Source organism: Cupriavidus pinatubonensis, assembly GCF_019602855.1.
Lineage (GTDB): Bacteria > Pseudomonadota > Gammaproteobacteria > Burkholderiales > Burkholderiaceae > Cupriavidus > Cupriavidus pinatubonensis.
Genome location: NZ_CP080766.1, coordinates 385,643 through 410,322, shown reverse-complemented (window position 1 = coordinate 410,322; position 24,680 = coordinate 385,643). Strand labels below are relative to the sequence as shown.

Below are 24,680 nucleotides of genomic sequence, written 5' to 3'. Positions count from 1 at the left end.
CAGGAGACTCGCATGGCACGACACGACAACCAGACAATCCGGCGGTACCCCCTGGCAGCGATCGCCGCGATGGCAATGCTTGGGACAGGCGGCATGCCGGCAGGTGCGGCGATGGCCGCGGACGCGGCGGCGACCTTCCCGGAGAAATCCATCCGCGTCATCGTGCCTTTCTCGGCGGGAGGCGTGGTGGATTCGGTGGCGCGTATTACGGCCGAGTACATGGCAAACGACCTGCATCAACCGGTGATCGTCGAGAACCGCGCCGGCGCGGGCGGCGCGATCGGCACCGACTATGTCGCCAAGGCGCCTGCTGACGGCTACACGTTGCTGGCCGTCAGCCCGAGCCATGTTGTCGGTCCTATGCTGAATGCGGCGGTGAAATGGAACGCCGAGCGGGATTTCAGGGCCATCGCCGGCATTGGCGATATCCCGAACCTGATCGTGGTGCCGGCCGCCTCGCCGCTGCGCGACCTGCCGTCGTTGCTGGCCGCCGCGCGCACGGCGCCAGGGTCGCTCACTTACGCGAGCCCCGGCCCTGGCACTTCGAATCATTTGTCCGCGGAACTGCTTGCGCAGTCGGCCGGCGTGAAGCTTACCAACGTGCCTTACAAGGGGCAGCCCGAGGCTCTCACCGACCTGCTCGGCAACCGTATTTCGATGATGGCGCTGACCGTGGCCATCGCCCGGCCGCAGGTGCAGAGCGGCAAGCTGGTGGCTCTGGCCACCACCGCGGCGCGCCGTTCCGCCGCCTTCCCGTCGTTGCCGACCGTGGCCGAGTCGGCACACCTGCCTGGTTTCGAGGTGAGCGCCTGGTTCGGCCTGGTGGCGCCGCGCAAGACGCCCGACGCCGCGGTACACCGGCTGCAGAAGAGCGTGACGAAGGCGCTCGCCGACCCTGCAGTCGTGAAGCGCCTGGCCGAGCTCGGCATGGACGTAGCGCCCCTTTCCGCACAACAGTTCGATGCGCGCATCGCCGCAGAGACGCGCAAGTGGTCCGGCGTTCTGCGCAACGCGGGCATGGGCGGAAGCTGAGCCCCGGATGTGTTGTACCGCGCCGGCTCGCCGGCGCCTCGCCCAAGTTATCTTTATCGACAGGAAACAGATACACCATGATCCGTGACGCCGCTCGCCTCGAGAAAATACTGGCTGACATCCGCCGGTTCGTTGCCGAAACCTGCATCCCGCTGGAGGCCTCCATCGATGCTGACGATGCCATCCCGGCAGACGTCGTCGATGCCATGCGAAGACTTGGCCTGTTCGGTCATAGCATCCCGGAAGCCTTCGGAGGTGCCGGACTGACTTCGGAAGAGCTTACGCTGGTCAATATCGAAGTCTCGCAAGCTGCTACGACGTTTCGTGCACGCTTCGGTGGCAATACCGGCATTGCGTCGGAGTCGCTGGTGGTGGACGGTACCGAGGCCCAGAAAGATCGCTACCTGCCCCGCCTTGCCTCCGGGGAACTCACCGGCTGCTTCGCGCTGACCGAGCCGGATGCCGGTTCCGACGCCACGTCACTGCGTACCAACGCACGGCGCGAGGGCGACCACTATGTACTCGACGGCACCAAGTGCTTCATCACCAATGCGCCGATTGCCGATCTGTTCACGGTCTTCGCGCGTAGCGAGCCTGGCGTCGCCGGCGCGCCCGGCATCAGCGCGTTCCTGATCGAGCGCGGCACTCCCGGTCTGACCACTGGCCCGGCCGAGCGCAAGATGGGGCAGCACGGCTCGCCAGTGGGCGACATCTACCTTGAGAATTGCCGCGTGCCTGCCAGCGCCATCGTCGGCGGCAAGCCAGGCACCGGTTTCAAGACTGCAATGAAGGCGCTCAACAAGCAACGGATCAACCTGGCGGGGCTCTGCATCGGTCCGGCCGTACGCCTGGTCGACGAAATGGTTCGCTACGCGACACGGCGCAGTCAGTTCGGCAAGCCGATTGCCGACTACCAGCTCGTGCAGCAGATGATCGCCGACAGTAACACCGAACTGCATGCGGCGCGTGCGTTGGTGCTGGAAACGGCGCGCCGCCGCGACAATGGCGAGGATGTCACGATGGAAGCGTCGATGTGCAAGATGTTTGCCTCCGAGATGGCCGGCCGTGTGGCCGACCGCGCGGTGCAAGTATTTGGCGGCAGTGGCTACATGGCCCGCACCGTGGCGGAGCGGTTCTATCGCGACGTCCGCGTGTTCCGTTTGTATGAAGGCACGACGCAGATCCACCAGCTCAATATCGCCCGCCGCACTCTTGCTGCGCGGACCGAGGCTCTGGGTATCGCCGCGGAGCCTGTGGGGGACTGATTCATGCGAGCGCGACGGTTACCCGGGAGCGCGGCGGCATTGCACGCATGATCTGTTGAATCAGGCCAGGCACGCCGACGCATTCGAAGACCACATCGGGGACCGGCTTCTCCGCCAGGGCGCGGCGCCTGGCGGAGAAACAGGAAGCCACCAAGGGTCCGATTCCGGGGCTCGAGCGCAGGGACAGCACTTTGTCTAAAGCGAACCTCCTGCGATCTCCACCAGCGCATCCACAACCACGACACCACCGGCGTTCACCATCACCGGATTGAGATCCACCGACCGGATCTCCCCGCCAGCTGCGTGCACCATATCGCCGACCTGAACCGCCAGCCGGCACAGTGCCGCGAGATCCACCGCCAGTTCGCCGCGCACGCCATACAGCAAAGGCGCGATGCGGAGTACTTCGAGCGCGCGGGCTACGTCAGCCTCCCGACAAGGCGCCAGCAGTACAGCCGTGTCGCGCAGCACCTCGACATACTTGCCCCCGTCCCCGACCACCAGTACAGCGCCGAACACCGGATCCCAGTGCGCGCCGATCATGCATTCGCGCTGGGCGCGAGACATGCGGGCGACCACGACGCCTTCGCACGTCGCGCCCATCTTTTCCAGCGTGCGGGTCTGGGCAGCAAAGGCGCTGGCAACCGATTCCGGATCGTTGCAGTTCAAAGCCACCAGCCCGTATTCGCTCTTGTGCGGCACCTGTGGCGAGCTGGCCTTGACTGCGACCGGCGCGCCGATGCGTTGCCATGCGGCGACTGCTGCATCGACGTGGCGGCACACGTAGTGCTCGACCACCGGCATGCCGGCGGCCGCGAGACGGCCAAGGCTGGCGGCTTCACTTAGCGTCGCGCCTGCAGTCACCGGCAGCGCGGGGCGAGCCGGCACCGGCGGCTCGCCTTCGGCTTCGATCTGCCGCAGGCGCTCCTGATGAGAGACCACCTGCGAGAAGGCGGACAGCGCTTCGGCTGCATTGGCGTAGGTCGGCACGCCGGCCTGACGGAATGCGTCGGCCACCGGCTGCTGCCAGACGGCGACGGCGATGGGCTTGCCCGCGGTGTCGGCAAACGCGGCGGCGTCGCGGGCAAATCGCGGCACGTCGTAGCCCATGCCGGAGACTGGGATATCGAGCAGGAACAAGTCGGCGGAAGGATCCTGCCCGACCACGGGCAGCACCTCGCCGAATAACGCGCTGTTGGTGAGCAGCGCGGCCGTGACATCTACCGGGTTCGCCGTTGCGGCAAAGCCTGGCAGGCGTTCAGCGAGCGCTGCCTGGGTGGCGTCGGATAGCGGCGCAAGCGTCAATCCGAACGACTGGGCCGCGTCGGCCGCCATGACGCAGCTGGCGCCCGAGTTGCTTACCACCACCAGCCGGCGCCCGCTGGCGTTCCAGCCGCGCAGGTACATCGGCGCGCAGCGTGCCAGCGCGTGGGCATCGTCGACGCGCCAGATGCCATGGCGGGCCAGGAACGCGTCGACAGCGCGGTCTTCGTTGGCGATGGCGCCGGTGTGCGAGGCCGCGGCGCGCTGCCCGTCCTGCGAGCGGCCAGCCTTGACGGCCACGATCGGCACATTGCGAGCACGTGCGACGCGTGCGGCTTCGGCCAGCACCTCGGGATCGGACAGGCTCTCCAGATACAGCAGCACCAGCCGCACGCCGGGATCATGCGCGACGGCCAGCGCCAAGTCGCTGACCGTGATGTCGGCCTGGTTGCCCGTGGCGTGCATATGGCGCACGCCGATGCCCTGTCCGCGCAGCAACCCGTAGACCATTGCCGCCACGCCGCCGCTCTGGCTGACCACTGCCACCGGTCCGTCCTGGGGTGGCACCTCGATGAACATCGTGGAGAAACTCGCGATCGCACCGCTGCCGAAGTTGGCCAGCCCCTGGCTGTTCGGGCCAACCAGCCGCAGGCCGGTGGCGCGCGCGGCGCGCACCATCTCGTCCTGCTGGCGGCGGCCTTCGGCGCCCGCTTCACCAAAGCCTGAGGCGATCACGATAGCCGCCGCCACGCCGAGCCGCGCACAGTCGTGCACGGCCTGCACCGCAGCTTCGCCGGCTACGATGATGATGGCCAGCTCAGGCACTTCCGGCAGCGCGTCCAGCGTGGGATAGGCGCGCAGCCCCTGGATGGTGTCGCGCTGCGGATTAACGGGATAGAGCGTGCCGGCATAGCCGTGCGCCTTCATGTAATGGATGGGCCGGCCGCCGATCTTGTGGATGTTGTCGGAAGCACCGATCACGGCAATCGAGCGCGGGGAGAGCAGGGGCTGGAGTGGGGCGGTCATGAGCAAGGCTTGATCGGGTAGGCGGATGGTGAGTGGGTCAGTCGATGGTGGCCCCAGAGGTCTTGACGACCCTGGCCCACTTGTCGATTTCCTGCCCGATGATGCGGGCGGTGGCGGCGGGCTCGGTCCATTCGGCGGCGAAGCCCTGCGAGGCAAAGCGCGCGCGCACGTCAGGGTCCTGCAGGACAGCCTTGAGCGCGCCGTTGAGCGTATTGAGGATCGCCGGCGGCGTGCCGGCCGGGGCCAGCAGCGCATTCCAGGCGCTGGCCTCGTAGCCGGGCAGGCCGGCCTGCGCGATGGTCGGTGTGTCCGGCGCGGCGGGCGAGCGGGTGGCCCCCGTGATCGCGAGCGCCTTGAGCTTGCCGTCGCGCACGAACGGCATGGCCGACAGCATGGTGTCGAACATCACCGTGGCCTGGCCGCCCATGACGTCGGTCAGCGCGGGCGCGCTGCCTTTGTACGGCACATGCGTCATGTGGATGCCCGCCATGCTGTTGAACAGTTCCGCGGCGAGGTGCGTGGACTGGCCGTTGCCCGAACTCGCAAAGGTGACCTGTCCCGGTTTGGCCTTGGCCAGTGCGATCAGCTCGGCCACATTGCTGGCCGGCGTGGCGGGAGCGGTCACGAGTACCAGCGGGCCACGCGTGAGCATGCTGACCGGTGCGAAGTCCTTGCGCGTGTCGTAGCCAGGTTTGCTGAACAGCGTCATGTTGATGGCGTGCGCGGTGGTGGCGACCAGCAGCGTGTAGCCGTCCGGTGCGGACTTGGCCACGGCTTCGGCGCCGATATTGCCGCCGGCACCCGGGCGGTTCTCCACGACCAGCGGCTGGCCTAGCTTTTCGGACAGCTTCTGCCCGACCACGCGGGCAACGATATCGGTCGGGCCGCCGGGCGGGTACGGCACCACGACGCGGATCGGTTTGTTCGGGAACGACTGTGCCTGCGCGACCGAGAGGGCAGTCGCGGACAGGACTACACAGGAAATCAGGGCGAGCGCGTGCCGCCGGGATCGATTCGGTGCCAAGTGGTTACTCCGGTTGTGAATGCCGGCCGGGACGGGGAGGCGCTTGCCGGCAGGGCGCCAGAGGCGGCGCTATTCGCGCTGGAAACGCAGCAGCGTGCGTTCGCCGAAGCGCAGGAAGCCCGCACGCACGCGGTCGCCGATGGCGACGCCGGGCTCGGCATGCCCCATCACGCGCGGGCCTTCGTCGAGCGTAGCGAGCACCAGCGTGTATGGGGCGAGCGCGCGGAACGCTTCATCGGGCGCGCGGCTGATCTCGGTGACGGCGTGGACGGTGGCGAGTCCGCCTGCATCGCGCCAGCGCAGCTGCAGGCCGCCGCAGCGACGGCAGGCATGGCGCTCCATCGGCTGCCAGGCGCCGCAGTCGTCGCAGCACTGGTAGCGCACCACGCCGACGTCCAAGCCGTCGGTATAGGGATGGGTCATGGCATGGCCTCCAGCACCAGGCTGACGTGGGATGACAGCACGCCGCCGTCGGCATGGAACAGCGCGCGCAGGCGCGTGCCGGCCTGGCGTTCACCGGCGCGGCCGCCGAGCTGGCGCGCGGCTTCGGCCAGGTGCATCAGGCCGCCGGCCACGCCCGAATGCCCGAAGGCCAGCAAGCCGCCATGCGTATTGAGTGCCAACGGGCCGTTGCGTCCGAAATCGCCCGCGCGCATCCGTGCCTGCGCCCGACCGCGTTCGGCAAGTCCGAGTTCTTCCAGCAGCATGACCAGCGTGATCGTGAACGAGTCGTAGATGGCCAGGTAATCGATGCTTTCCGCGCCGCCGCCAGCTTCGGCAAACGCGCGCCGCGCGGCGTCGGCGGCGCCGGTCTGCATGACGTCGTCGATCGCGCTCAGGTGCTGGTGCCGATGCGCCTGTCCTGCGCCCGCGATGCGCACCGGCGTGCCGACGCCAGGCTCGGCGGACACGACCACGGCAACTGCGCCATCGGAGATCGGGCAGCAATCCGACAGCCGCAGCGGCGTCGCGATGGCCCGTGCGGCACGCGCATCAGCCAGTGACAGCGGCTCGCGCAAATGTGCATCGGGATGGCTCGCCGCGTGCTCGCGCATCAGCACGGCAAAGCCCGACAGCGCATCGGCATCCATGCCGGCTTCATGCAGGTAGCGCGAGGCCAGCAGCGCGTAGTAGGCCGGCACCGAAGCGCCGTTCGGCACCTCGGCATGCGGTTCGCCGACCTGCGCCAGCGTCTGGATCGATTGGTCGCGGCTCTGGCCGCTAAGGCGGTTTTCGCCGGCCACGACCAGCACATGGCGGCAGCGGCCGGCGCGCACCAGTTCGTGCGCGAGCATTGCCATCACGCCGCCGGTAGCGCCGCCCGCGGCAACACCGTGCGCATAGGCCGGCTTGAGCGACGCGTACTCGCAGAAGCGGTCGGCCAGCATCAGGTGCGGCAGCGTGGTGGCGTAGCCGCACAGCACGCCGTCGATGTCCGCGCGCGCCAGTCCGCTGTCGACCAGTGCGGCATCGGCGGCCTGCGCCATCAGCGTCAACGGCGTGCTGCCCTCCAGGCGGCCGAAGCGCGTGTTGCCGGTGCCGCGTATGTAGCTTGTGCGTGTCATCAGCGCTTGAGCAGCGGGCATTGCGACTTTGACGCGGGCATGAAAGCCTGGTCGCCCGGCACCGTTGCCAGTACCTTGTAGTAGTCCCACGGATACTTGGACTCGGCCGGGCTCTTCACTTCGAACAGGTACATGTCGTGGATCATGCGGCCGTCTTCGCGGATGCGGCCGTTCTTGGCGAAGAAGTCGTTGATGGGCATGGACTTCATCTTCTTCATCACCGCGGCGGTTTCGTCGGTGCCCGCGGCCTGCACGGCTTTCAGGTAATGCATGACCGACGAGTAGGCGCCAGCCTGGCTCATGTTCGGCATCTTCTTGACCTTCTCGAAGTAGCGCCGCGACCACGCACGCGTGGCGTCGTTCATGTCCCAGTAGAAGGCCTCGGTCAGCACCAGCCCGCTCGCCGTCTTCAGACCGATCGCGTGGATGTCGTTGATGTACAGCAGCAGGCCGGCCATGCGCTGCGCGCCGTTGCGCGTCAGGCCGAACTCCGACGCGGCCTTGATCGCGTTGACGGTGTCCCCGCCCGCATTGGCGAGCCCTACGACCTGCGCCTTGCTGGCCTGCGCCTGCAGCAGGTAGGACGCAAAGTCGCTCGCGCCGATCGGATGGCGCGCGGCGCCCAGCACCTTGCCGCCGGCTTCGTTGATCACCGCGGTGGCCGAGTCCTGCAGCGTATGGCCGAACGCGTAGTCCGCGGTCAGGAAGAACCAGGTCTTGCCACCACGCTGCACCATGGCGCGTGCGGTCGTATTGGCGAGCGCATAGGTGTCGTACGCGTAGTGCACCGACACCGGCGTGCACAGGTCGTTGGTAATGCGCTCGCTGCCCGGGCCCGAGAACACCACGATGTGGTTCTTCTGCTTGGCCACGTCCAGCACGGCCAGCGCCGGCGCGGAGGCCGCCACGTCGAGGATGGCATCGACATGTCCCGTGTCGAACCATTCGCGTGCCTTGTTGGCGGCAATGTCCGCCTTGTTCTGGTGATCGACCACCACCAGTTCGATCTTCTTGCCCAGTACCTTGCCGCCGAAATCGTCGATGGCCATCTGCGCGGCCGTGGCGCTGCCGCGGCCTGTGACATCGGCGTAGAGGCCGCTCATGTCGAGCAGCATGCCGATCTTGACCATGTCGTCAGAGATGCCAGCCGCTGGCTGGGCGTGCGCGGCGCCGCAGGCCAGCGCGGCGGCCATGGCCAGCGTGCCGGCGGCCATGGCCAGCGTGCCGGCGGCCTTGCGGAACATCGAATGGTGTCGCTTCATGTCGTCTCCGTGGCTTGTTGTGTGCTGTTGTGTGCTGTCGTGTGTTGCTGTGTGGTGTGGTCAGACCGTGGCGATCGGTGTCACCGGCGAGCCGACTGCGCCCGGCAGGCGCAGGGGCGGCGCGGTGAGCTGGAAGCGCGTGCGGCCATTGGCGCGTAGCCAGTCGGCCAGTTCGCGCAGGTACCACAACTCGCCAAGCGGCAGGCCCAGCTTGAACAGGCAGTGGTGGTGCAGCGGCAGCAGCGGATGGTGCTTGTCGCCATCGGGCGCGGGGCGGGCAGGGTAGCGCTCGACGGCGTAGTTGTCGGCGATCAGTGCGGCAATGCCGGCATCGGTGATCCATTGCAGCAGCTTGTCGTCGCGCCCGTCGAGCGCGCAGCAGCTGTGGTGCAGCACCGCTTCGTCGGGCTCCCGCTGCATCGACAGCACCACCTCGGCAAAGCCCGTGCGCAGCAGCAGCATGTCGCCGGGCTCGGCTTCGGCCTGGGTGGCGTCCATGGCGCGCATCAGGTCGTCATAGCCGACGTTGCGGAAATCCATGCCGAACGTGTGCGCCAGATCCACCAGCACGCCGCGACCCTGCATGCCCCTGACCGCGAAATTCTCGATGCCCAGCGCCTGCGCGGCGCTGTGGTCGTGGCCATGGTCGCAGGGGTGGGCGGCGAAGTGGTCGTCCTCGGCATAGTCCACGGGGCCGACGATATGCTCGTTGGCGCGATAGCCGTTGTAGTAGACGCGCTCGGGCTTGCCGTCGCCATCGGCATCGAACAACGCGCCCACGTGCGCGAGCGAATCCCATTGCGTGCTGTACTGCAGGCACATCAGCACCTGGTCGTCGCTGATCACGTCGGTCGCGGCCGGATCGACCTTGGCCAACGGGAAGTTCACGTACGGGACATCGTCGCGGAACGTCGGGCGCAGTATCGGCGGATGGCGGCGCGGGTTGAGCTTGTTGCCACCGGGGTAGTCGAGCGGCAGCGACAGGCAGAAGCTCAGGCCGGCCTGCACCTCGCGCGCGCCTTTCACGACCTGCTCGGGGCCGATCAGGTTGATGCGGCCGAGCTGGTCGTCGGGCCCGAAATCGCCCCAGTTGGAACCCTGCGGACGTTGCTTCCAGCGCATGTCATGCCTCCTCTCGCGTGCGTGGCCGGGCCGCCGGCCGTTCTTGTTCGGTGTCGGGGGTGGCGCCGCTGCGCGGGCGCCAGTTCTGGCAGATGGCATCGGCCTCGCGCCGCAGCGCACGCGCCATTGCGGCTTCGCGCTCGGTGATGCGTTCGTTGAGCGCGGCGATGCTGATCGCACCTAGCGGGTAGCCGTCCGGGCCGGGCAACGCGATGGCGATGCCGCCCATGCGCTCGACCACCACGTCCAGCAGCACTGCGTAGCCGCGCTCGCGCGTGGCTTGCACGTGGCCGAGCAGCATGGATTTGCTGAAGCGTGGATAGCGGCGCATGGCCGGGGCAATGCCTTCGATCACGGCCTCTACCTCCGCGTCGGGCAGCGCGGAGAGCAGCGCCAGGCTGCCCGCGCCGATGCCGAGCGGCCGGCGGCTGCCGATGTCCAGGTAGTTCGCGCGGATCGGGAACGTGCCCAGGCGCAATTCGATACAGACCGACTCGCAGCCGCTGGGCACGGACAGGATGGCGCTGTCCTGGAACGCATTGGCCAGCCGGATCAGCGCGGGGCGGACCAGCGGGCGCAAGTCGGTGCGATGCACGGTGGTGGCGTGCAGGGTCAGCCACTCCGGGCCGGGCATGAACGCCTTAGTCGCCGCGTCGCGTTGCACCATCCCTTCTGCCACCAGCGTTTCGAGCAGGCGCAGCGCCGACGCTTTGTCGACCCCGGCGGCGTTGGCGAGGTCGGTCAGGCGGCTGTTGCGGGCATCGGTCAGCGCGCGCAGCAGGCGGCAGGCCTTCTGCAGCGAGGTGCTCGGAGTGGTCACGCCGGTTGTCTCCTTGTCAGGTTTTCGTCGCTTGAAACCTGTAGGAGCGGTTATAGGCCATCAGAGAATGCCCGTCATCCTGCGACGCGAAAAAATTTTGCGGGATGAAACTCTCGGCGCTGCTGTCTCCGCACGCCGTTCAGACTCACCCGCCGGGCCCGCGCTCCAATATCTTGTACAGATGCGAACGCGAAATCCGCAGTTGTTCTGCGGCGCGCTTCTTGTTGCCGCCATGACGCGCAATCGCGTCGACCACTGCCGCATAGGCAAGCTCGCTCATCCCCGCCGCAGGCTCACTAACCGGCAATGCCGCATTCGATGCCCTGCTGTCCGTTTCAACCTCTTCATGCGAATACGCCCGCGCCAGTGGATGCACGACCGGCTCGCTTTCCAGGCCCACGAGCCCACGCGCCGATTCGCCACGCGCAAAGTCGGTAGCCCTGAGCATGCGGCCATCGCAGAACACCAGCGCTTCCTCGATACGCTGGCGCAACTGGCGCACATTGCCGGGCCACGGCTGGCCCGCAAGGTGCCGCGCGACGTCATGGTCGACCTTCGGCACCGGCACGCCGTTGCGCGCACAGAACGCATTGACGAAGTGCTGCAGCAGCGCGGGAATATCCTCGCGCCGCTGTCGCAGCGCCGGAATGCGCAGCACCACGCCGCTGAGGCGGTAGTACAGGTCCAGCCTGAAGCGACCCGCATCGATCAGCGCCGGAATGTCGCGATTGGTCGCGGAGATCAGCCGGAAGTCCACGTGCTGCGCCCGGCGGCTGCCGAGTCGTTCGACCATGTGGTCCTCCAACACGCGCAACAACTTGACCTGCATCTCCATCGGGATGTCGGCGACCTCGTCGAGGAACACGGTGCCGCCAGCTGCGAGCTCAAGCTTGCCGGCCCGCCCATGCCGCTGGCTGCCCGTGAACGCGCCGGGCGCATGGCCGAACAGTTCGGACTCGATGAGCGTGGCGGGCAGCGCGGCCAGGTTCAGGCTGAGCAGCGGCCGCTCGCTGACGGGCTCGCGCCCCGCGTGGTGGATGGCGTTGGCAACCAGTTCCTTGCCGGTGCCGCTTTCCCCGAGGATCAGCACCGGCACGTCGAGCCGCGCAACAGTCTGGATTTCGCGGCGCAGGCGCTGCATCGGCGCGCTGTCGCCGATCAACCCGAGCGGCGGCTGGCCCTCGCGCAGGCCGTCCAGTTCGCGCTGGTAGCGCGCGACCTGCGAGCGCAGTTCGGACAGTTCATCGTGCCTCCGGACCATGTCTTCCGGGCCCTTGAACATGATCTGGCCGATGGCGCCCACTACCTCGCCGTCCTGGCGGATCGGAATGCGGTTGACCACGCGCGTCACGCCATTCATCGGCTGAAGCTGCCCGATCTCGGCCTTGCCGCTGGCCACTACCTGCGCCAGCCGCGAATTCGGGATGACGTCGGCGGCCGGGCGACCGATGCCTTCGCCGGTATCGAGGCCCAGGAATTTTTCGTGGACGGGGCTCATGAACCGCATGCGGCCTTGCCGGTCAGCCACGGTGATGGCCTGGTACGGGTCGGTCAGGAAATGGTTGAGGATGGCGCTGGCAAAGGGCACCGTGCCCAGGAAGTCGAACAGTACGGTGTGCGTATCGGCGCGGTGCAGCAGGATGATCTGCTGCGCTGCGTCCTCGAGACACAGGCCGACGTAGCGGTGACCGCCAGCCTCCACGGGAAACAGCCGCCTACCCGCCGTGCGATCCGCCGCTCCGGCACAAGCAGCTTCCGCCGCTTCCGCAGTGCTGGGGTCAGCACAGACCCCTATCGCCGATAGCCGCTTCCCTTCGCGTGACCGGATTACCGCGCCGAGGGCGGGCGGGGTCGGCCCTTGTGTTGTCGATGAGGACACCGTCTGTCTCCGTGTGTGTCCTCTGTGCGGACACATCCTGTCGTTATCGCGGACATCATAGCTGCGCAAAAAAGAATCCTCAATGAAATCAACGGCTCGCGGGGTGTCGCCGGGTTGGCATGGCTTGTGCGGTACTGGATCCGATGCACGAACGAGAACTCCGGAGACACACCGTGACCTGGCAGCCCGAAATTGACGAACTCGCCTACCGCCGCCGCCTGGCCGAGCGCATGGGCGGCGAAGAGAAAGTGGCGCGCCACCGCGAGGCCGGCAAGCTGACCGTGCGCGATCGCGTCGCCGGCATTGCCGACTCGGGATCGTTCCGCGAGGTCGGTGGCCTGAGCGGCAGCGGCCGCTATGACAGCAATGGCCGGCTGGTGGACCTGGTGCCGTCGAACCTCGTGATGGGCCGCGCGAAGATGGGCGGGCGGCCCGTGGTGCTGGTGGGCGACGATTTCACGGTGCGTGGCGGCGCCAACGATGGCGCGGTTGGCGACAAGCTCGTCCACGCCGAGAAGATGGCGCACGATCTGCGCCTGCCGATGGTGCGGCTTGTCGACGGCACCGGCGGTGGTGGTTCGGTGCGCAATATCGAGATCAAGGGCCACACGCTGATTCCCACCATGAAGGTCTGGCAGCACGTGGTCGAGAACATGTCGGTGGTGCCCGTGGTGTCGCTGGCGCTCGGGTCCGTCGCGGGCATGGGCGCTGCACGCGTGGCAGCCAGCCATTACTCGGTGATGGTCAAGGAAACCTCGCAACTGTTCACCGAAGGCCCGCCCGTGGTCGCGCACATCGGCCAGCAACTGAGCAAGAACGAACTGGGTGGCAGCCACATCCACACGCGCAATGGCGTGGTCGACGACGAAGTCGCCACGGAGCAGGACGCGTTCGAGCATGCCCGCCGCTTCCTGTCCTACTTGCCGGCGTCGGTCCACGAACTCCCGCCGCGCACCGAGCCGTCCGATGATCCCACCCGCCGCGACGAATGGCTGCTCTCTGCGATTCCGCGTGACAGCCGCGCGGTCTACAAGATCCGCCCGATCGTGCAGGCGCTCGTGGACGACGGTTCGTTCTTCGAGATCGGCCGGCAATGGGGTTGCGCCATCGTCACCGGGCTGGCCCGGCTCGATGGCTGGCCTGTGGCCGTGATCGCGAGCGACCCGTACTTCCACGGGGGTGGCTGGGACAGCGCGACCGCCGAGAAATTCACGCGCTTCGTCGACCTGGCGCAGACCTTCCACCTGCCCGTGGTCAATCTCGTCGACACGGCTGGCTTCCTGATCGGCCAGGAGGCCGAGCAGGCCGCGACCATGCGCCACGGCGTGCGCGCGCTCGCAGCGGTCTACCAGGCGACCGTGCCGTGGTGCTCGGTCATCCTGCGCCGCGCGTATGGCATGTCCGCGGCCGCGCACCAGCATATGGGCCGCTTCAATTGCCGCTATGCATGGCCTTCGGCGAACTGGGGCGCGATGCCGATTGAAGGCGGGCTCGAAGTCGCCTACAAGGCCGAGATCGAAGGCGCGGATGATCCGGTGCAGAAGCGCGCCGAGATCGAACAGCGCGTGCGCAGCCTGACCTCGCCATTCCGCAGCGCCGAAGCCTTCGTCATCGAAGACATCATCGACCCGCGCGAGACCCGCACGCTGCTGTGCGAATTTGCCAACCTGGCGGCGCCGCTGCGCGAAGCGGGCATCAGCCGCTTCGGCATCCGTCCCTGAGCGGGCCGCACGCAACAAGCACGCAATACCAGTCACTGGCCGCAGAAGCCGCAATCTGAACGAGGAGACAAAATTGAACAAGCTGTTGATCGCCAATCGGGGCGAGATTGCCTTGCGCGTGCTGCGCGCGGCACGCGACCTGGATATCACCACGGTGGCCGTGTATTCGCAGGACGACGCCAGCTCGCGGCATCGCATGCTGGCTGACGAGGCGATTGCCCTCGACGGCTCAGGGCCGGCCGCCTATATCGACATTGCGGGAATCATCACCGCCGCGAAGGCATCCGGTTGCGATGCGATCCACCCGGGCTATGGCTTCCTGAGCGAGCGCGCTGATTTTGCGCAGGCGTGCGCCGACGCCGGCATCCGGTTCATCGGGCCGACGGTCGAACAGCTTGCGTTGTTTGGCGACAAGGGAAGGGCGCTTGAGCTGGCGATGGAAAGCGATGTGCGCGTCATGCCCGCCACGCGCGGCGGTGCTTCGCTCGAAGACATCACGAGCTTCTTCGACAAGCAGGGCGATGCCGGCGTGGTGATCAAGGCCGTTGGCGGCGGCGGTGGCCGCGGCATGCGCGTGGTCAGGCGGCGCGAAGACCTGGCCGAAGCGTATGCGCGCTGCCGGTCGGAGGCAGCTTCCGCGTTCGGCGTCGATGCGCTGTACGCCGAACGGCTAGTGAGCCGCGCGCGCCATATCGAAGTGCAGATCGCCGGCGACGGCACCCATGTCGTCGCGCTGGGCGAGCGTGACTGCACCTTGCAGCGCCGCTTCCAGAAACTCGTGGAGATCGCGCCGAGCCCCGTGCTGCGGCCCCAGCTGCGCGACGAGATCATCAAGTCCGCCCTGAGGCTTGCGCGCTGTGTGAATTACCGCAGCCTTGGCACGTTCGAATTCCTGGTCGAGGAAACGGAATCGGGCGAGCAGAAGGACTTCGTCTTTATCGAAGCCAACCCGCGCCTGCAGGTCGAACACACCATCACCGAGCAGGTCACCGGTGTCGACCTTGTCGCGCTGCAGATCGGCCTCGCGGCAGGGCGCACGCTTGCCGATCTCGGGCTGGACCCGGCGTCGCCGCCGCAACCCAAGGGCTTTGCGATCCAGGTGCGCATCAACGCGGAAAGTACCGATGCACAGGGGCTTGCGCGTCCCGCGTATGGCCGGCTCGAACGCTTCGATCCGCCGTCCGGTCCCGACGTCCGCGTCGATTCCCACGGCTACACCGGCTATGAGCCGTCGCCCAACTTCGACACGCTGCTCGCCAAGCTGATCGTCAGCAGCGCCGCACCAAAGTTCGAGGCCGCCGTGCGGCGCCTGCAGCGCAGCCTGGCGGAGTTCCGCATCGTCGGCGTGCCGACCAACATCAACCTGCTGCGCGCGCTGGTGCAGCGCGACGACTTCCTCACGCAGGATGTCCATACCCGCCACTTCGAGGCGATCCTGCCGGCGCTGGCGGCTTCGGCAGAGGCGGTCGCGGAAGCCGGCCGCGCGCAGGAGGCGCTGCTCGGCGATGCCTCTCGCTCGCCCGCTGCACACGCGTCCAGATCGCATGAAGCCGAGGAAGAAGTCGAGGACGGCCTCGTGGCAATCCGTGCCCCGCTGACCGGCCGCGTCGTGGAGATTGCCGTTGGTCTTGACGAGATCGTCAAGCCCGGACAGACCGTTGCCGTGCTCGATGCCATGAAGATGGAACACGCGATCACCGCCGAATGCGGTGGCCGCGTGGTCGACCTGCGGCTGGAGAAGGGTGCGCTGGCAGCGGAAGGCCAGATCCTGATCGTGGTGGAGCAGGTTGAGGCGGAGGGCGTGGCGGTGGATGCGGCGCAGAAGGCCGACCCGAACGCCATCCGCGCGGATCTGCAGCGCGTGCTGGACCGGCACGCGTTTCTCGATGACGCCGCGCGTCCCGACGCCGTCGCGCGGCGCCGTTCGCGTGGCCAGCGCACGGCGCGCGAGAATCTGGCCTACCTGTGCGATGCCGATACCTTCGTGGAATATGGCGGGCTGGCCCTTGCGGCGCAGTCGTCTCGCCGTACGAAGGACGATCTCATCGTCAACACGCCCGCGGACGGGCTGATCACCGGCATCGGCAACATCAACGGCGCACTGGTCGGCAAGGACCGTGCGCGCAGCGCGGTCATGGCCTACGACGCGACGGTGCTCGCCGGGACGCAAGGCAAGCGCAACCATATCAAGACCGACCGTATCGTCGAAGTGGCGTTGCGCGATGAACTGCCGCTGGTGCTGTTCGCCGAAGGCGGTGGCGGCCGGCCCGGAGATGTCGATTTCCCGTCTGTGTCAGGCCTCTACCAGCCGTCCTTTGCCGCGTTCGCGGAACTGAGCGGCGAGGTGCCGGTGGTCGGCATCGTGTCGGGCCGCTGCTTTGCGGGCAATGCGGCTTTCCTCGGCTGCTGCGACGTGATCATCGCCGACAAGTCGGCCAACATCGGCATGGCAGGGCCCGCGATGATCGAAGGGGGCGGTCTCGGCATCTACCGCCCCGAAGAGGTCGGTCCCGCGCCCGTGCAGTTCGCCAATGGCGTGATCGACGTGCTGGTAGAGAACGAGGCGGAAGCCGTGCAGGTCGCGAAGCACTACCTGTCCATGTTCCAGGGACGCGTCGAGCACTGGAGTGCGCCGGACCCGCTGGCGCTGCGCCATGTCGTTCCTGAAAACCGTCTGCGCGTGTACGACACGCGCAAGGCCATAGAAGGCATTGCCGATGCCGGCAGCGTGCTGATGCTGCGCGGCGGGTTTGGCGCGGGCATCCACACCGCGCTGGCGCGCGTGGAAGGGCAGGCGGTTGGCATCATGGCCAACAACCCCTACCACCTCGGCGGCGCCATCGACGCCGATGCGGCCGACAAGGCATCGCGCTTCATGCAGCTGTGCGATGCGCATGGGCTGCCGATCGTCTCGCTGATCGACACGCCGGGATTCATGGTCGGGCCGGAGTGCGAAGCGCAAGCGCAGGTGCGGCACGTATCGCGCATGTTCCTCACAGCCGCGAAGCTGCGCGTCGCGCTGCTGGCCGTGACGCTGCGCAAGGGCTATGGGCTTGGCGCCATGGCGATGGCGGGCGGTGGCTTCCGCTCCGCGAGCTTCACTGTCTCGTGGCCCACCGGCGAGTTCGGACCGATGGGTCTGGAAGGTGCCGTGAGACTGGGCTTCAAGAAGGAACTCGAAGCAGTGCCGGATGGCCCCGAGCGCAAGGCGCTGTTCGACCAGCTCGTCGGGCAGTCCTATGAGCGCGGGCATGCGATCAATACGGCAGCGGCCGTGGAGATCGATGCCGTGATCGACCCGGCGCAGACCCGGAAATGGATCGCGCAGGGCATCGCCTCCGCCGAGGTGCGCAGCCGCCGCGCGCGCCGCGGCTTCGTCGATGCATGGTGAACGCGACCGCAGCGATTCCATCCACAACAGCCAGGAGGTTTGCATGATCAGGAATGGTCCTGACCCGGCGCAGCTTGCGCTGCGCGGGCTGCGCGTACTCGAGATCGGCACCGGTCCGGCGCTGGCGTACGCGGGCAAGTTGTGCGCCGATTTCGGCGCCGAAGTCATCAAGGTCGAAAGTCCTGAGGGCGATGCCTGGCGGCAGATGCCGCCAATGGTCGATGTTCCCGGCGCCGAACCGGAAAGCGCGTTGTTCGCATGGCTGAACACGAACAAGCGCAGCGTCACGGCAAATGCCGACAATGCCGAAGACATTGCATGGATCGCTCAGCTTGCGCGGACTTGCGATGTCGTGCTGGATGCGCGCGCATTGACGGAGGGTCCCGGCGTGCTTGCCAGTTCCGTCTGGTCGGGCGCTGCGCAGCCGCCGCACGAGCCGATCGAAGTGGCGCTCACATGGTTTGGCGAAAGCGGGCCGTACAGTGAATACGCAGGTGCGGAGTCCGTCTGCCGGGGTCTTGCGGGTGCGATTCACGGAAGCGGTCCCGTAGCGGGCCCGCCGCACATGCCCCACGATGTGCAGACCGCAATCGCCGTCGGCCTGCAGGTGTTCTCGGCCGCCGTTGCGGCGTTGATCGGCAGCGGGCAAGGCAGCCGCCGCTACGTGCTGAGCGCGCACGAAGCCGTCTTCGGCGTGGTCGAGATGGAAGCGGGCATGGTGCCCGACAAGCGACACCCGCTGCGGCGCCTTGGCGTCAACCGCTTCTGCGGCACGCATCCGGCCGGCATCTTCGAGACCGCCCAAGGCTGGATCGGCATCTTCACGCACACGCTGCCGCAATGGAAGGCGCTGTGCGAGGCGATCGGTCGTCCGGAGCTGGGCAATGATCCGCGCTATGCGAATGGCCAGGAGCGCATGGCCCGCGCGGACGAGATCGACGATCTGCTCATTCCCGCCTTGCGCACGCGGACCGCGCAGGAGTGGTTCGACATCCTTTGCGACAAGAAGCATCCGGCGGTGATCGTGCCGACGATGGAGCAGTTGCTGCGCCAGGACGTGCATCGGCAGCGCAATGCGTTCGTGCCGGTGGAAATCGGTGGCGTGGCGTTTGAAGGCCCGGTCGTGCCGCTGCGGCTCGATGCGGCCGGGCCACTGCTTGGCGGACCCGCTCCGGCAAAGGGCGCGCACGACGCCTTCTATCGCGCTGCGGGCCTTGATCACCACCCGCGCCGGCAACTTCGGCAAACCGCTTCGCCGCAACTGCCGCTGCAGGGCATTCGCGTCGTCGACCTGACGATGGGATGGGCCGGGCCGCTGGCGTCGCGGACGCTGGCCGATTTCGGCGCGGAGATCATCAAGGTCGAAAGCACTGGCTATCCCGACTGGTGGCGTGGCGCGAATTTCACCGAGGAGTTCTATCGGGAGCGGTTATACGAGAAGAACACCAACTTCCACCTGATGAACCGCAACAAGCTCGGCATCACGCTGGACCTGACGCAGCCCGAAGGCAAGCAGTTGCTGCTCGATCTTGTGGCGCGCGCCGATGCGGTGATAGAGAACTACTCGGCCGAGGTCCTGCCGAAGCTTGGTCTCGACTACGAGGCACTGCGCGCCGTGAACGAGCGGCTGGTCATGGTGTCGATGCCCGCATTCGGCCTCGGCAACGCGTGGAGCAACACCCGCGCGTATGGCGGCACGCTGGAGCAGGCAAGCGGCCTGCCGCTGCATACGGGCCATCCGGATGGTCCGCCCGCGATGACATCGTACGCGTACGGCGATCCGGTCGGCGGATTCAATGCCGGAGCAGCGATGCTGTTGGCGCTGTTCGCCCAGCAGGCGACTGGCAAGGGGCGGCACCTGAACCTGTCGCAGGTCGAAGCGATGTTGCCGATGGCGGCGCCGTTCATCATCGAGCAATCGGTCAGCGGAACCGTCGCGCCACGGCAGGGCAATCGCCATCCGGTGAATGTGCCGCACGGCTGCTTCCGCTGCGCTGGCGACGACGCGTGGGTGGTCCTGACTGTCCCTGACGCGCACTGGCCTGCGCTGTGCCGCGCAATCGGCAGGGAAGACCTTGCAGCAGACGTGCAGCTTGCACATGCGGCCGGGCGGCGTACGCAGCAGGACAGGATCGATGCGGCCATTACGGCATGGAGTGCGGGCTGTGATCCCGAGACGGCCATGCGGTCGCTGCAACAGGCCGGGGTTGCCGCTGGCGTGGTCCGTCCCATGTCACAGGTGCTGCAGGACAAGCATCTGCACGCGCGCGGGTTCTGGCAGCGCGTAGATCGTGCGCACAGCGGTCCCTACACGGCCAGCACTGCCTGGTGCCGTACCGGTATCGAACCCGTGCCTGTCCGCCATGCGTCGCCGACCCTGGGCGAGCACACCGACGAGGTCCTGACCCGTGTGCTCGGACTGAGCGCGCAGCGGCTGGCGGAGCTCGAACGGCTAGGCATCACGGGCAAGGCTGCCAAGCCGAAGGCATCTGGCAAGGCCGCGTAAGGTCAGCGAGACATCAAAAAAACACAGAGCAGCAACAGGAGACAAGCATGCAGAAATTCAACATGGCCGGTGCCGCACTGATCGCCCTGGCTTGCACCGTCGCCGGCCCGGCCGTCGCCGAGAGCGGCAGCTGGCCGAACAAGCCGATCCGTATGATCGTGCCGTTCCCGGCGGGCTCGTTCACCGATACCGTGGCGCGCGTCGTGTCGGAGCAGCTCAGCAAATCGCTGGGCCAGCCGGTGATCGTCGACAACAAGGGCGGCGCCAACGGGCTGATCGGCGTGGGCGAGGCGGCCCGTGCCGCGCCTGATGGCTACACGCTGCTGCTCACGAACTCGAGCAGCATCACCATCAACCACCAGGTCTACAAGAAGAGCAACTACAAGCCGAAGGACTTCGCGCCGGTCACGCTGGTGCTCGAGGCGCCGTTCATCCTCGTCACGAACCCGGAGTGGTCGCAGAAGCATGCGGTCGGCTCGGTGCCGGATCTCGTGAAGTTTGCCGCGCAGAATCCGGGCAAGATCAGTTATGGTTCGGCGGGCCCCGGCAATATCGCGCACCTGAGCTTCGCCATGCTGAACAACCGGACGAAGATCCAGACCACGCATATCCCGTACAAGTCGGCTGCGCAGGCCGAGCTGGCCGTGATGAGCGGAGAACTCGAAGCCGCGTTCGACCCGTGGACCGCGCTGCCGCAGATCAAGGTCGGAAAACTGAAGCCGCTGGCCGTCAGCTCGTCCAAGCGCATGACGCAGCTGCCTGACGTGCCCACGCTGGAAGAACTCGGCATCACGCCATTCAACGTGACCTTCTGGATCGGCATGCTCGCACCGGCCGGCACGCCGCCGCAGATCGTCCAGAGGCTCAACGCGATCACGCGCGGCTTGCTGGAGGACAGCAAGGCGAAGGCGGCGCTGGGGCAGCAGGGCGATGTGGTGATGATCGATTCGGCCACCTTCGCCAAACGCATCGAGAAGGAAGATGCGGCCTGGGGCGCGGTGATCCAGCGGGAAGGGATTACGCTGGACTGACGGGGAGCATCGCCTCCAGCGTGGCTAGCGTATCGGCCTCGTCGATCGGCTTGTCGGTGCGCCAGCGCAACATGCGCGGAAAGCGCACCGCAATGCCGCTTTTGTGCCGGCCGCTGCGGGCGATGCCTTCAAAGCCCAGCTCGAATACCTGCGTTGGCTCGACGCTGCGCACCGGGCCGAACTTCTCCACCGTGGTTCGCCGAACGATGGCATCGACTGCGCGCATTTCCTCATCGGTCAGGCCGGAATAGGCCTTGGCGAACGGCACCAGGGCGCGATTGGGCGTGCCTGGCGGCGCGTTCCAGACCGCGAACGTGAAGTCGGTATAGAGGCTCGCGCGGCGGCCGTGGCCGCGCTGCGCGTAGACCAGCACCGCATCGACCGAGAATGGGTCGATCTTCCATTTCCACCAGATACCGACGTCCTTGGTGCGGCCCGCGCCATAGGCTGCGCTTGCGGCCTTCAACATGAAGCCTTCCACGCCCATCTCGCGCGACGCCTCGCGCAGCCTGGCGAAGTGCGCCCAGTCGCCGGCCTGCACCAGCGGACTCAGTTCGAGTGCCGGGTGCACGTGACTGGCGACAAGCTGTTCCAGCCGGGTGCGGCGCTCGGCTTGCGGCCGCGTGCGCCAGTCCTCTCCCCGCCATTCGAGCAGGTCATAGGCCATCAGGATGGCCGGCGCGTCGCGCAGCAGCTTCGCGTTCAGCGTCTTCCGGCCGATGCGTTGCTGCAGCAGCGCGAAGGGCTGCACGCGGCCCTGTTGCCAGATCACGATCTCGCCGTCGAGTACGGTGCCGTCAGGCAGTGCCGCGGCGGCCTCGACGATCTCGGGAAAGCGTTCGGTAATCAGTTCCTCGCCGCGCGACCACAGCCAGGTCTGATTGCCGCGGCAGACGAGCTGCGCGCGGATGCCGTCCCACTTCCATTCGACCTGCCAGTTGTCCGGGTCGCCCAGCACGGCATCGAACTGCTCCAGCGGAACCTGCAGCGGATGCGCGAGGAAGAACGGGAAGGGCTGGCCGTTGGCGCGCAGTTCGCGGTCGTCCTCGCTTTCGGGTGCGAGCAGTGCCTGGAATCGCGTTGCGTCGGGCCGCGCGGACAGGTCGGTGTAGCCGACCATGCGCTCGGCCACGCGTTTGGGGTCAATGCCGGCGACTTCACCCAGCGCTCGCGTCACCAGCAGCCGCGATACGCCCACGCGAAAGGCGCCGGTGATCAGCTTGAACAGCACCAGCCGGCCGTGCGCGTCGAGCGGCCGCCACAGCGCATCGAGGCGCGGCATCAGTTCGTCGGGCGGCAGGCCGCGCAGCGGCAGCAGGCGCTGCTCGACCCATTCGGCCAGGCCGGCATGATCGGCATCCATGGGGTCCGGCAGCAACAGTGCGATGGTCTCCGCCAGGTCGCCCACGGCCTGGTAGCTTTCCTCGAACAGCCAGTCCGGCAGGTCGGCGGCCTGACGTGCCATGTCGCGCAGCAGGGCCACCGGCACGATCTGGCGTGGCTTGCCGCCCGCGAGGAAATACACGGCCCAGGCGGCGTCCTGCGGCGGCGCCGCGCGCAGGTAATCCACCAGCGCGGCCAGCCGCGCCTTGGTGGAGGTGGTGCCGTCGAGCGCGGCGTAGAGATCGGCAAAGGCCTTCATGGCGCCGTATCCTCACTGGCGGCGGCTGGCTCAGCCTGCTCATCGGCGCGTGCGGATTCGTCGTCGTCGCCGTATTCGGTATCGAACGCCTGCGCCTGCCAGCCGCGCTCGCTCAGGTAGCGCACCATCACCGGCACATTGCCGTGCGTCACGATCACGCGGCCGGCGCCCGTCGCTTCGATCGCTTTCAGCAGCCCGGGCCAGTCGGCATGATCGGACAGCGCGAAGCCGCGGTCCACGCCGCGGCGCCTGCGCGTGCCGCGCAACTGCATCCAGCCGCTGGCGAACGCATCGGACGCATCGCCAAAGCGGCGCAGCCAAGGCGAGCGCTGCGCCGACGGCGGCGCTACCACCAGTGCCTGCCGCAGCAGCGGGCTGCGTGGCGGCAGTTCGGTGGCGAGCATCATCGGCGGCAGCGCCACGCCGGCTTCGGCATAGGCGCCGTTGAGCGTGGTCAGCGCGCCGTGTGCGATGACTGGCCCTGGCAGGCCGTCATCGCCGGCATGGCGCAGCAGGCCGTGCAGGATGCGCTGTGCCTTGCCGAAGGTGTAGGCGTAAACGATGCTGGCGCGTCCTGCCTGCGCGTTGGCCTGCCACCAGTGGAAAACCTCCGCCATTAGTGCCGCCTGCGGCGGCCAGCGGTAGATCGGCAGGCCGAAGGTGCTTTCGGTGATGAAGGTGTCGCACGGCACCGGCTCGAACGGGTCGCAGGTGCCATCGGATTCCAGCTTGTAGTCGCCGGAGGCCACCCATACCTGGCCGCCGAATTCGAGTCGCACCTGCGCGGAGCCAAGCACGTGGCCGGCCGGATGCAGGCTCAGCGTGACGCCGTGGTGCGTGATGCGCTGGCCGTACGGCAGGGTGTCGAGCTGAATGCCAGGCAGCCGTGCCAGCAGCACGCCGCGACCGGGTTCGGCGCACAGGTAGTGCGCGTGGCCGAAACGGGCGTGGTCGGAATGGGCGTGGGTAATGACGGCGCGATCTACCGGGCGCCACGGGTCGATGTAGAAGTCACCGGGCGGGCAGTAAAGGCCCTCGGGGCGGGCGATGATAAGGTCGTGGGCGTGGCGGGATTCGGATGTGGGCGGCCGTGGGTGGTCCAAGCTTGCCTCCTGACGCACTGCGGCCCGCAAGCCGCCATGAAGACGCGAGCATCATACTTCGTGCGCTTACGGGTTGTGGAGCCGGTTGCGGCCGATTCGCGTGTCGGTGGGGTCTGACAGCGCGCTGGCCCCTGCGGCGTTTTGATCCTTGGAACCCTGGGGCTACGTGCTCTCGCGATGTGGCGTCCTGCCGCTGCCCTTCCTGGAACGTTCCAATCCAATTGCCTGAACGGCTCGGCGCTCTGATAATCCATCCAACCTCCCATCAAAAACTCCCGGAATGCCCCGCATCCGCACCCTAAGTTCCCTCGTCGCCGAGGCAAGCCACCCCGCCGGCAGGCCCCCGCCGGCCGAGGCGGCAACACCCGCCGCCGCACAGCAAAGCGAAACCGCCATGCGCATGCTGGAAATCGCGGAGCGGCTGTTCGCCGAGCATGGCATCGAGCAGGTGCCGCTGCGGCAGATCGTGGTCGAGGCGGGCCAGCGCAACCGCTCGGCCTTGCACTACCACTTCGGTTCGCGCGAGGCGCTGGTCGCCCATCTGCTGAACTTGCGGCTGGCCCATGTCAACGTGCTGCGCAACGCCTATCTCGATGAAGTCGAGGCCGCCGGCAAGGCAGGCGATGTGCGCGCGATCGTGCATGCATCGATCAGTGCCCTGGCCGATACCGTGGTCGACACGGCATGGGGTGGAAACTATCTGCAAGTGGCCGCGCAGACGATGTTCAGCCCGACGCTCTTCAACGCGGAACTGCTCGACAAGGATGCGATGACCGGGCTGGCGCGCACGCGTCGGATGGTCATGGCCGCGCTGCCCGACGTGCCGGCGAAGGTGATGGACTACCGCCTGATGTGGTTCAACCACGGCACGGTCTTTTCGCTGGCGGACTGGTACCAGCGCACGCGCGCCGAGCATGGCGCGCCGCCCGTCGACGAACTGGCCGACTACTGCACTGCAGGGCTCACGGGACCGGTCACGCGCACCACGAGCGCTCCGCGCCGCGCTGGCAAGGCGCGAAAGAGGTGAG

17 protein-coding genes are annotated in these 24,680 nt (G+C 67.4%); 7 read left to right on the top strand and 10 right to left on the bottom strand.

Annotated features, from left to right (window positions below; genetic code table 11):
* Positions 1-12 precede the first annotated feature (12 nt).
* Positions 13-1,032, top strand: a complete 1,020-nt coding sequence (locus tag K2O51_RS01955) for a tripartite tricarboxylate transporter substrate binding protein (protein WP_373460820.1) — start codon at positions 13-15, stop codon at positions 1,030-1,032.
* 77 nt (positions 1,033-1,109) lie between these two features.
* The gene (locus K2O51_RS01950) at positions 1,110-2,297 is read left to right on the top strand and encodes an acyl-CoA dehydrogenase family protein (RefSeq protein WP_220630422.1); all 1,188 of its coding nucleotides are present in this window, start codon (positions 1,110-1,112) and stop codon (positions 2,295-2,297) included.
* A 195-nt stretch (positions 2,298-2,492) separates the two neighbouring features.
* Here the strand turns inward: K2O51_RS01950 and K2O51_RS01945 are convergent, their stop codons facing one another.
* From K2O51_RS01945 to K2O51_RS01910, 8 genes are all read right to left on the bottom strand, one after another.
* The gene (locus K2O51_RS01945; protein ID WP_220630421.1) at positions 2,493-4,586 is read right to left on the bottom strand and encodes an acetate--CoA ligase family protein; all 2,094 of its coding nucleotides are present in this window, start codon (positions 4,584-4,586) and stop codon (positions 2,493-2,495) included.
* Between the two features lie 37 nt (positions 4,587-4,623).
* The gene (locus tag K2O51_RS01940) at positions 4,624-5,610 is read right to left on the bottom strand and encodes a tripartite tricarboxylate transporter substrate binding protein (protein ID WP_220630420.1); all 987 of its coding nucleotides are present in this window, start codon (positions 5,608-5,610) and stop codon (positions 4,624-4,626) included.
* Positions 5,611-5,679: 69 nt separating this feature from the next.
* Positions 5,680-6,033 (bottom strand): Zn-ribbon domain-containing OB-fold protein, encoded by a 354-nt coding sequence (locus K2O51_RS01935; protein ID WP_011300009.1) that lies wholly within the window; start codon positions 6,031-6,033, stop codon positions 5,680-5,682.
* The gene (locus K2O51_RS01930; protein WP_220630419.1) at positions 6,030-7,175 is read right to left on the bottom strand and encodes a thiolase family protein; all 1,146 of its coding nucleotides are present in this window, start codon (positions 7,173-7,175) and stop codon (positions 6,030-6,032) included. The genes K2O51_RS01935 and K2O51_RS01930 overlap by 4 nt, the downstream gene beginning before the upstream one ends.
* A complete protein-coding gene (locus K2O51_RS01925; RefSeq protein WP_425332975.1) occupies positions 7,175-8,437 on the bottom strand; it encodes an ABC transporter substrate-binding protein in 1,263 nt (420 codons plus the stop codon). Before K2O51_RS01925 ends, K2O51_RS01930 begins: the two co-directional genes overlap by 1 nt.
* A gap of 60 nt (positions 8,438-8,497) precedes the next feature.
* A complete protein-coding gene (locus tag K2O51_RS01920; protein ID WP_011300012.1) occupies positions 8,498-9,559 on the bottom strand; it encodes a cyclase family protein in 1,062 nt (353 codons plus the stop codon).
* Position 9,560: 1 nt separating this feature from the next.
* Positions 9,561-10,379 (bottom strand): IclR family transcriptional regulator, encoded by an 819-nt coding sequence (locus K2O51_RS01915; protein ID WP_011300013.1) that lies wholly within the window; start codon positions 10,377-10,379, stop codon positions 9,561-9,563.
* Between the two features lie 145 nt (positions 10,380-10,524).
* Positions 10,525-12,258 (bottom strand): sigma-54 interaction domain-containing protein, encoded by a 1,734-nt coding sequence (locus K2O51_RS01910; protein ID WP_220630418.1) that lies wholly within the window; start codon positions 12,256-12,258, stop codon positions 10,525-10,527.
* Between the two features lie 173 nt (positions 12,259-12,431).
* Here K2O51_RS01910 and K2O51_RS01905 point away from each other — a divergent pair, with 173 nt between their 5' ends.
* The 4 genes from K2O51_RS01905 to K2O51_RS01890 all read left to right on the top strand — a co-directional run bounded on the left by K2O51_RS01905 (position 12,432) and on the right by K2O51_RS01890 (position 20,907).
* Entirely contained in the window at positions 12,432-13,979 is a 1,548-nt protein-coding gene (locus K2O51_RS01905) for an acyl-CoA carboxylase subunit beta (protein WP_220630417.1), read from the top strand.
* A gap of 73 nt (positions 13,980-14,052) precedes the next feature.
* Entirely contained in the window at positions 14,053-17,370 is a 3,318-nt protein-coding gene (locus tag K2O51_RS01900) for an acetyl-CoA carboxylase family protein (protein ID WP_220630416.1), read from the top strand.
* A 43-nt stretch (positions 17,371-17,413) separates the two neighbouring features.
* Complete coding sequence (locus tag K2O51_RS01895) at positions 17,414-19,876, top strand: CaiB/BaiF CoA transferase family protein (protein ID WP_220630415.1); 2,463 nt, start codon at positions 17,414-17,416, stop codon at positions 19,874-19,876.
* A gap of 47 nt (positions 19,877-19,923) precedes the next feature.
* Positions 19,924-20,907, top strand: a complete 984-nt coding sequence (locus tag K2O51_RS01890; RefSeq protein ID WP_011300018.1) for a Bug family tripartite tricarboxylate transporter substrate binding protein — start codon at positions 19,924-19,926, stop codon at positions 20,905-20,907.
* Here K2O51_RS01890 and K2O51_RS01885 read toward each other — a convergent pair.
* Both K2O51_RS01885 and K2O51_RS01880 read right to left on the bottom strand, forming a co-directional pair.
* A complete protein-coding gene (locus K2O51_RS01885) occupies positions 20,894-22,549 on the bottom strand; it encodes an ATP-dependent DNA ligase (RefSeq protein WP_220630414.1) in 1,656 nt (551 codons plus the stop codon). The genes K2O51_RS01890 and K2O51_RS01885 overlap by 14 nt on opposite strands.
* Positions 22,546-23,652, bottom strand: a complete 1,107-nt coding sequence (locus tag K2O51_RS01880; protein WP_011300020.1) for a ligase-associated DNA damage response exonuclease — start codon at positions 23,650-23,652, stop codon at positions 22,546-22,548. Before K2O51_RS01880 ends, K2O51_RS01885 begins: the two co-directional genes overlap by 4 nt.
* A gap of 394 nt (positions 23,653-24,046) precedes the next feature.
* Between K2O51_RS01880 and K2O51_RS01875 the strand changes: the two genes are divergently transcribed.
* On the top strand, positions 24,047-24,679 hold the full coding sequence (locus K2O51_RS01875; RefSeq protein ID WP_245001822.1) for a TetR/AcrR family transcriptional regulator: 633 nt from the start codon (positions 24,047-24,049) through the stop codon (positions 24,677-24,679).
* Position 24,680: the final 1 nt, after the last annotated feature.

Excerpts from the sequence above, each read along its gene's own strand:
- K2O51_RS01935 (WP_011300009.1), bottom strand. The coding sequence starts at position 6,033 with ATGACCCATCCCTATACCGACGGCTTGGACGTCGGCGTGGTGCGCTAC.
- K2O51_RS01875 (WP_245001822.1), top strand. The coding sequence starts at position 24,047 with ATGCGCATGCTGGAAATCGCGGAGCGGCTGTTCGCCGAGCATGGCATC.
- K2O51_RS01945 (WP_220630421.1), bottom strand. The coding sequence starts at position 4,586 with ATGACCGCCCCACTCCAGCCCCTGCTCTCCCCGCGCTCGATTGCCGTG.
- K2O51_RS01930 (WP_220630419.1), bottom strand. The coding sequence starts at position 7,175 with ATGACACGCACAAGCTACATACGCGGCACCGGCAACACGCGCTTCGGC.
- K2O51_RS01925 (WP_425332975.1), bottom strand. The coding sequence starts at position 8,437 with ATGAAGCGACACCATTCGATGTTCCGCAAGGCCGCCGGCACGCTGGCC.
- K2O51_RS01885 (WP_220630414.1), bottom strand. The coding sequence starts at position 22,549 with ATGAAGGCCTTTGCCGATCTCTACGCCGCGCTCGACGGCACCACCTCC.
- K2O51_RS01895 (WP_220630415.1), top strand. The coding sequence starts at position 17,414 with ATGATCAGGAATGGTCCTGACCCGGCGCAGCTTGCGCTGCGCGGGCTG.
- K2O51_RS01955 (WP_373460820.1), top strand. The coding sequence starts at position 13 with ATGGCACGACACGACAACCAGACAATCCGGCGGTACCCCCTGGCAGCG.
- K2O51_RS01890 (WP_011300018.1), top strand. The coding sequence starts at position 19,924 with ATGCAGAAATTCAACATGGCCGGTGCCGCACTGATCGCCCTGGCTTGC.
- K2O51_RS01920 (WP_011300012.1), bottom strand. The coding sequence starts at position 9,559 with ATGCGCTGGAAGCAACGTCCGCAGGGTTCCAACTGGGGCGATTTCGGG.
- K2O51_RS01950 (WP_220630422.1), top strand. The coding sequence starts at position 1,110 with ATGATCCGTGACGCCGCTCGCCTCGAGAAAATACTGGCTGACATCCGC.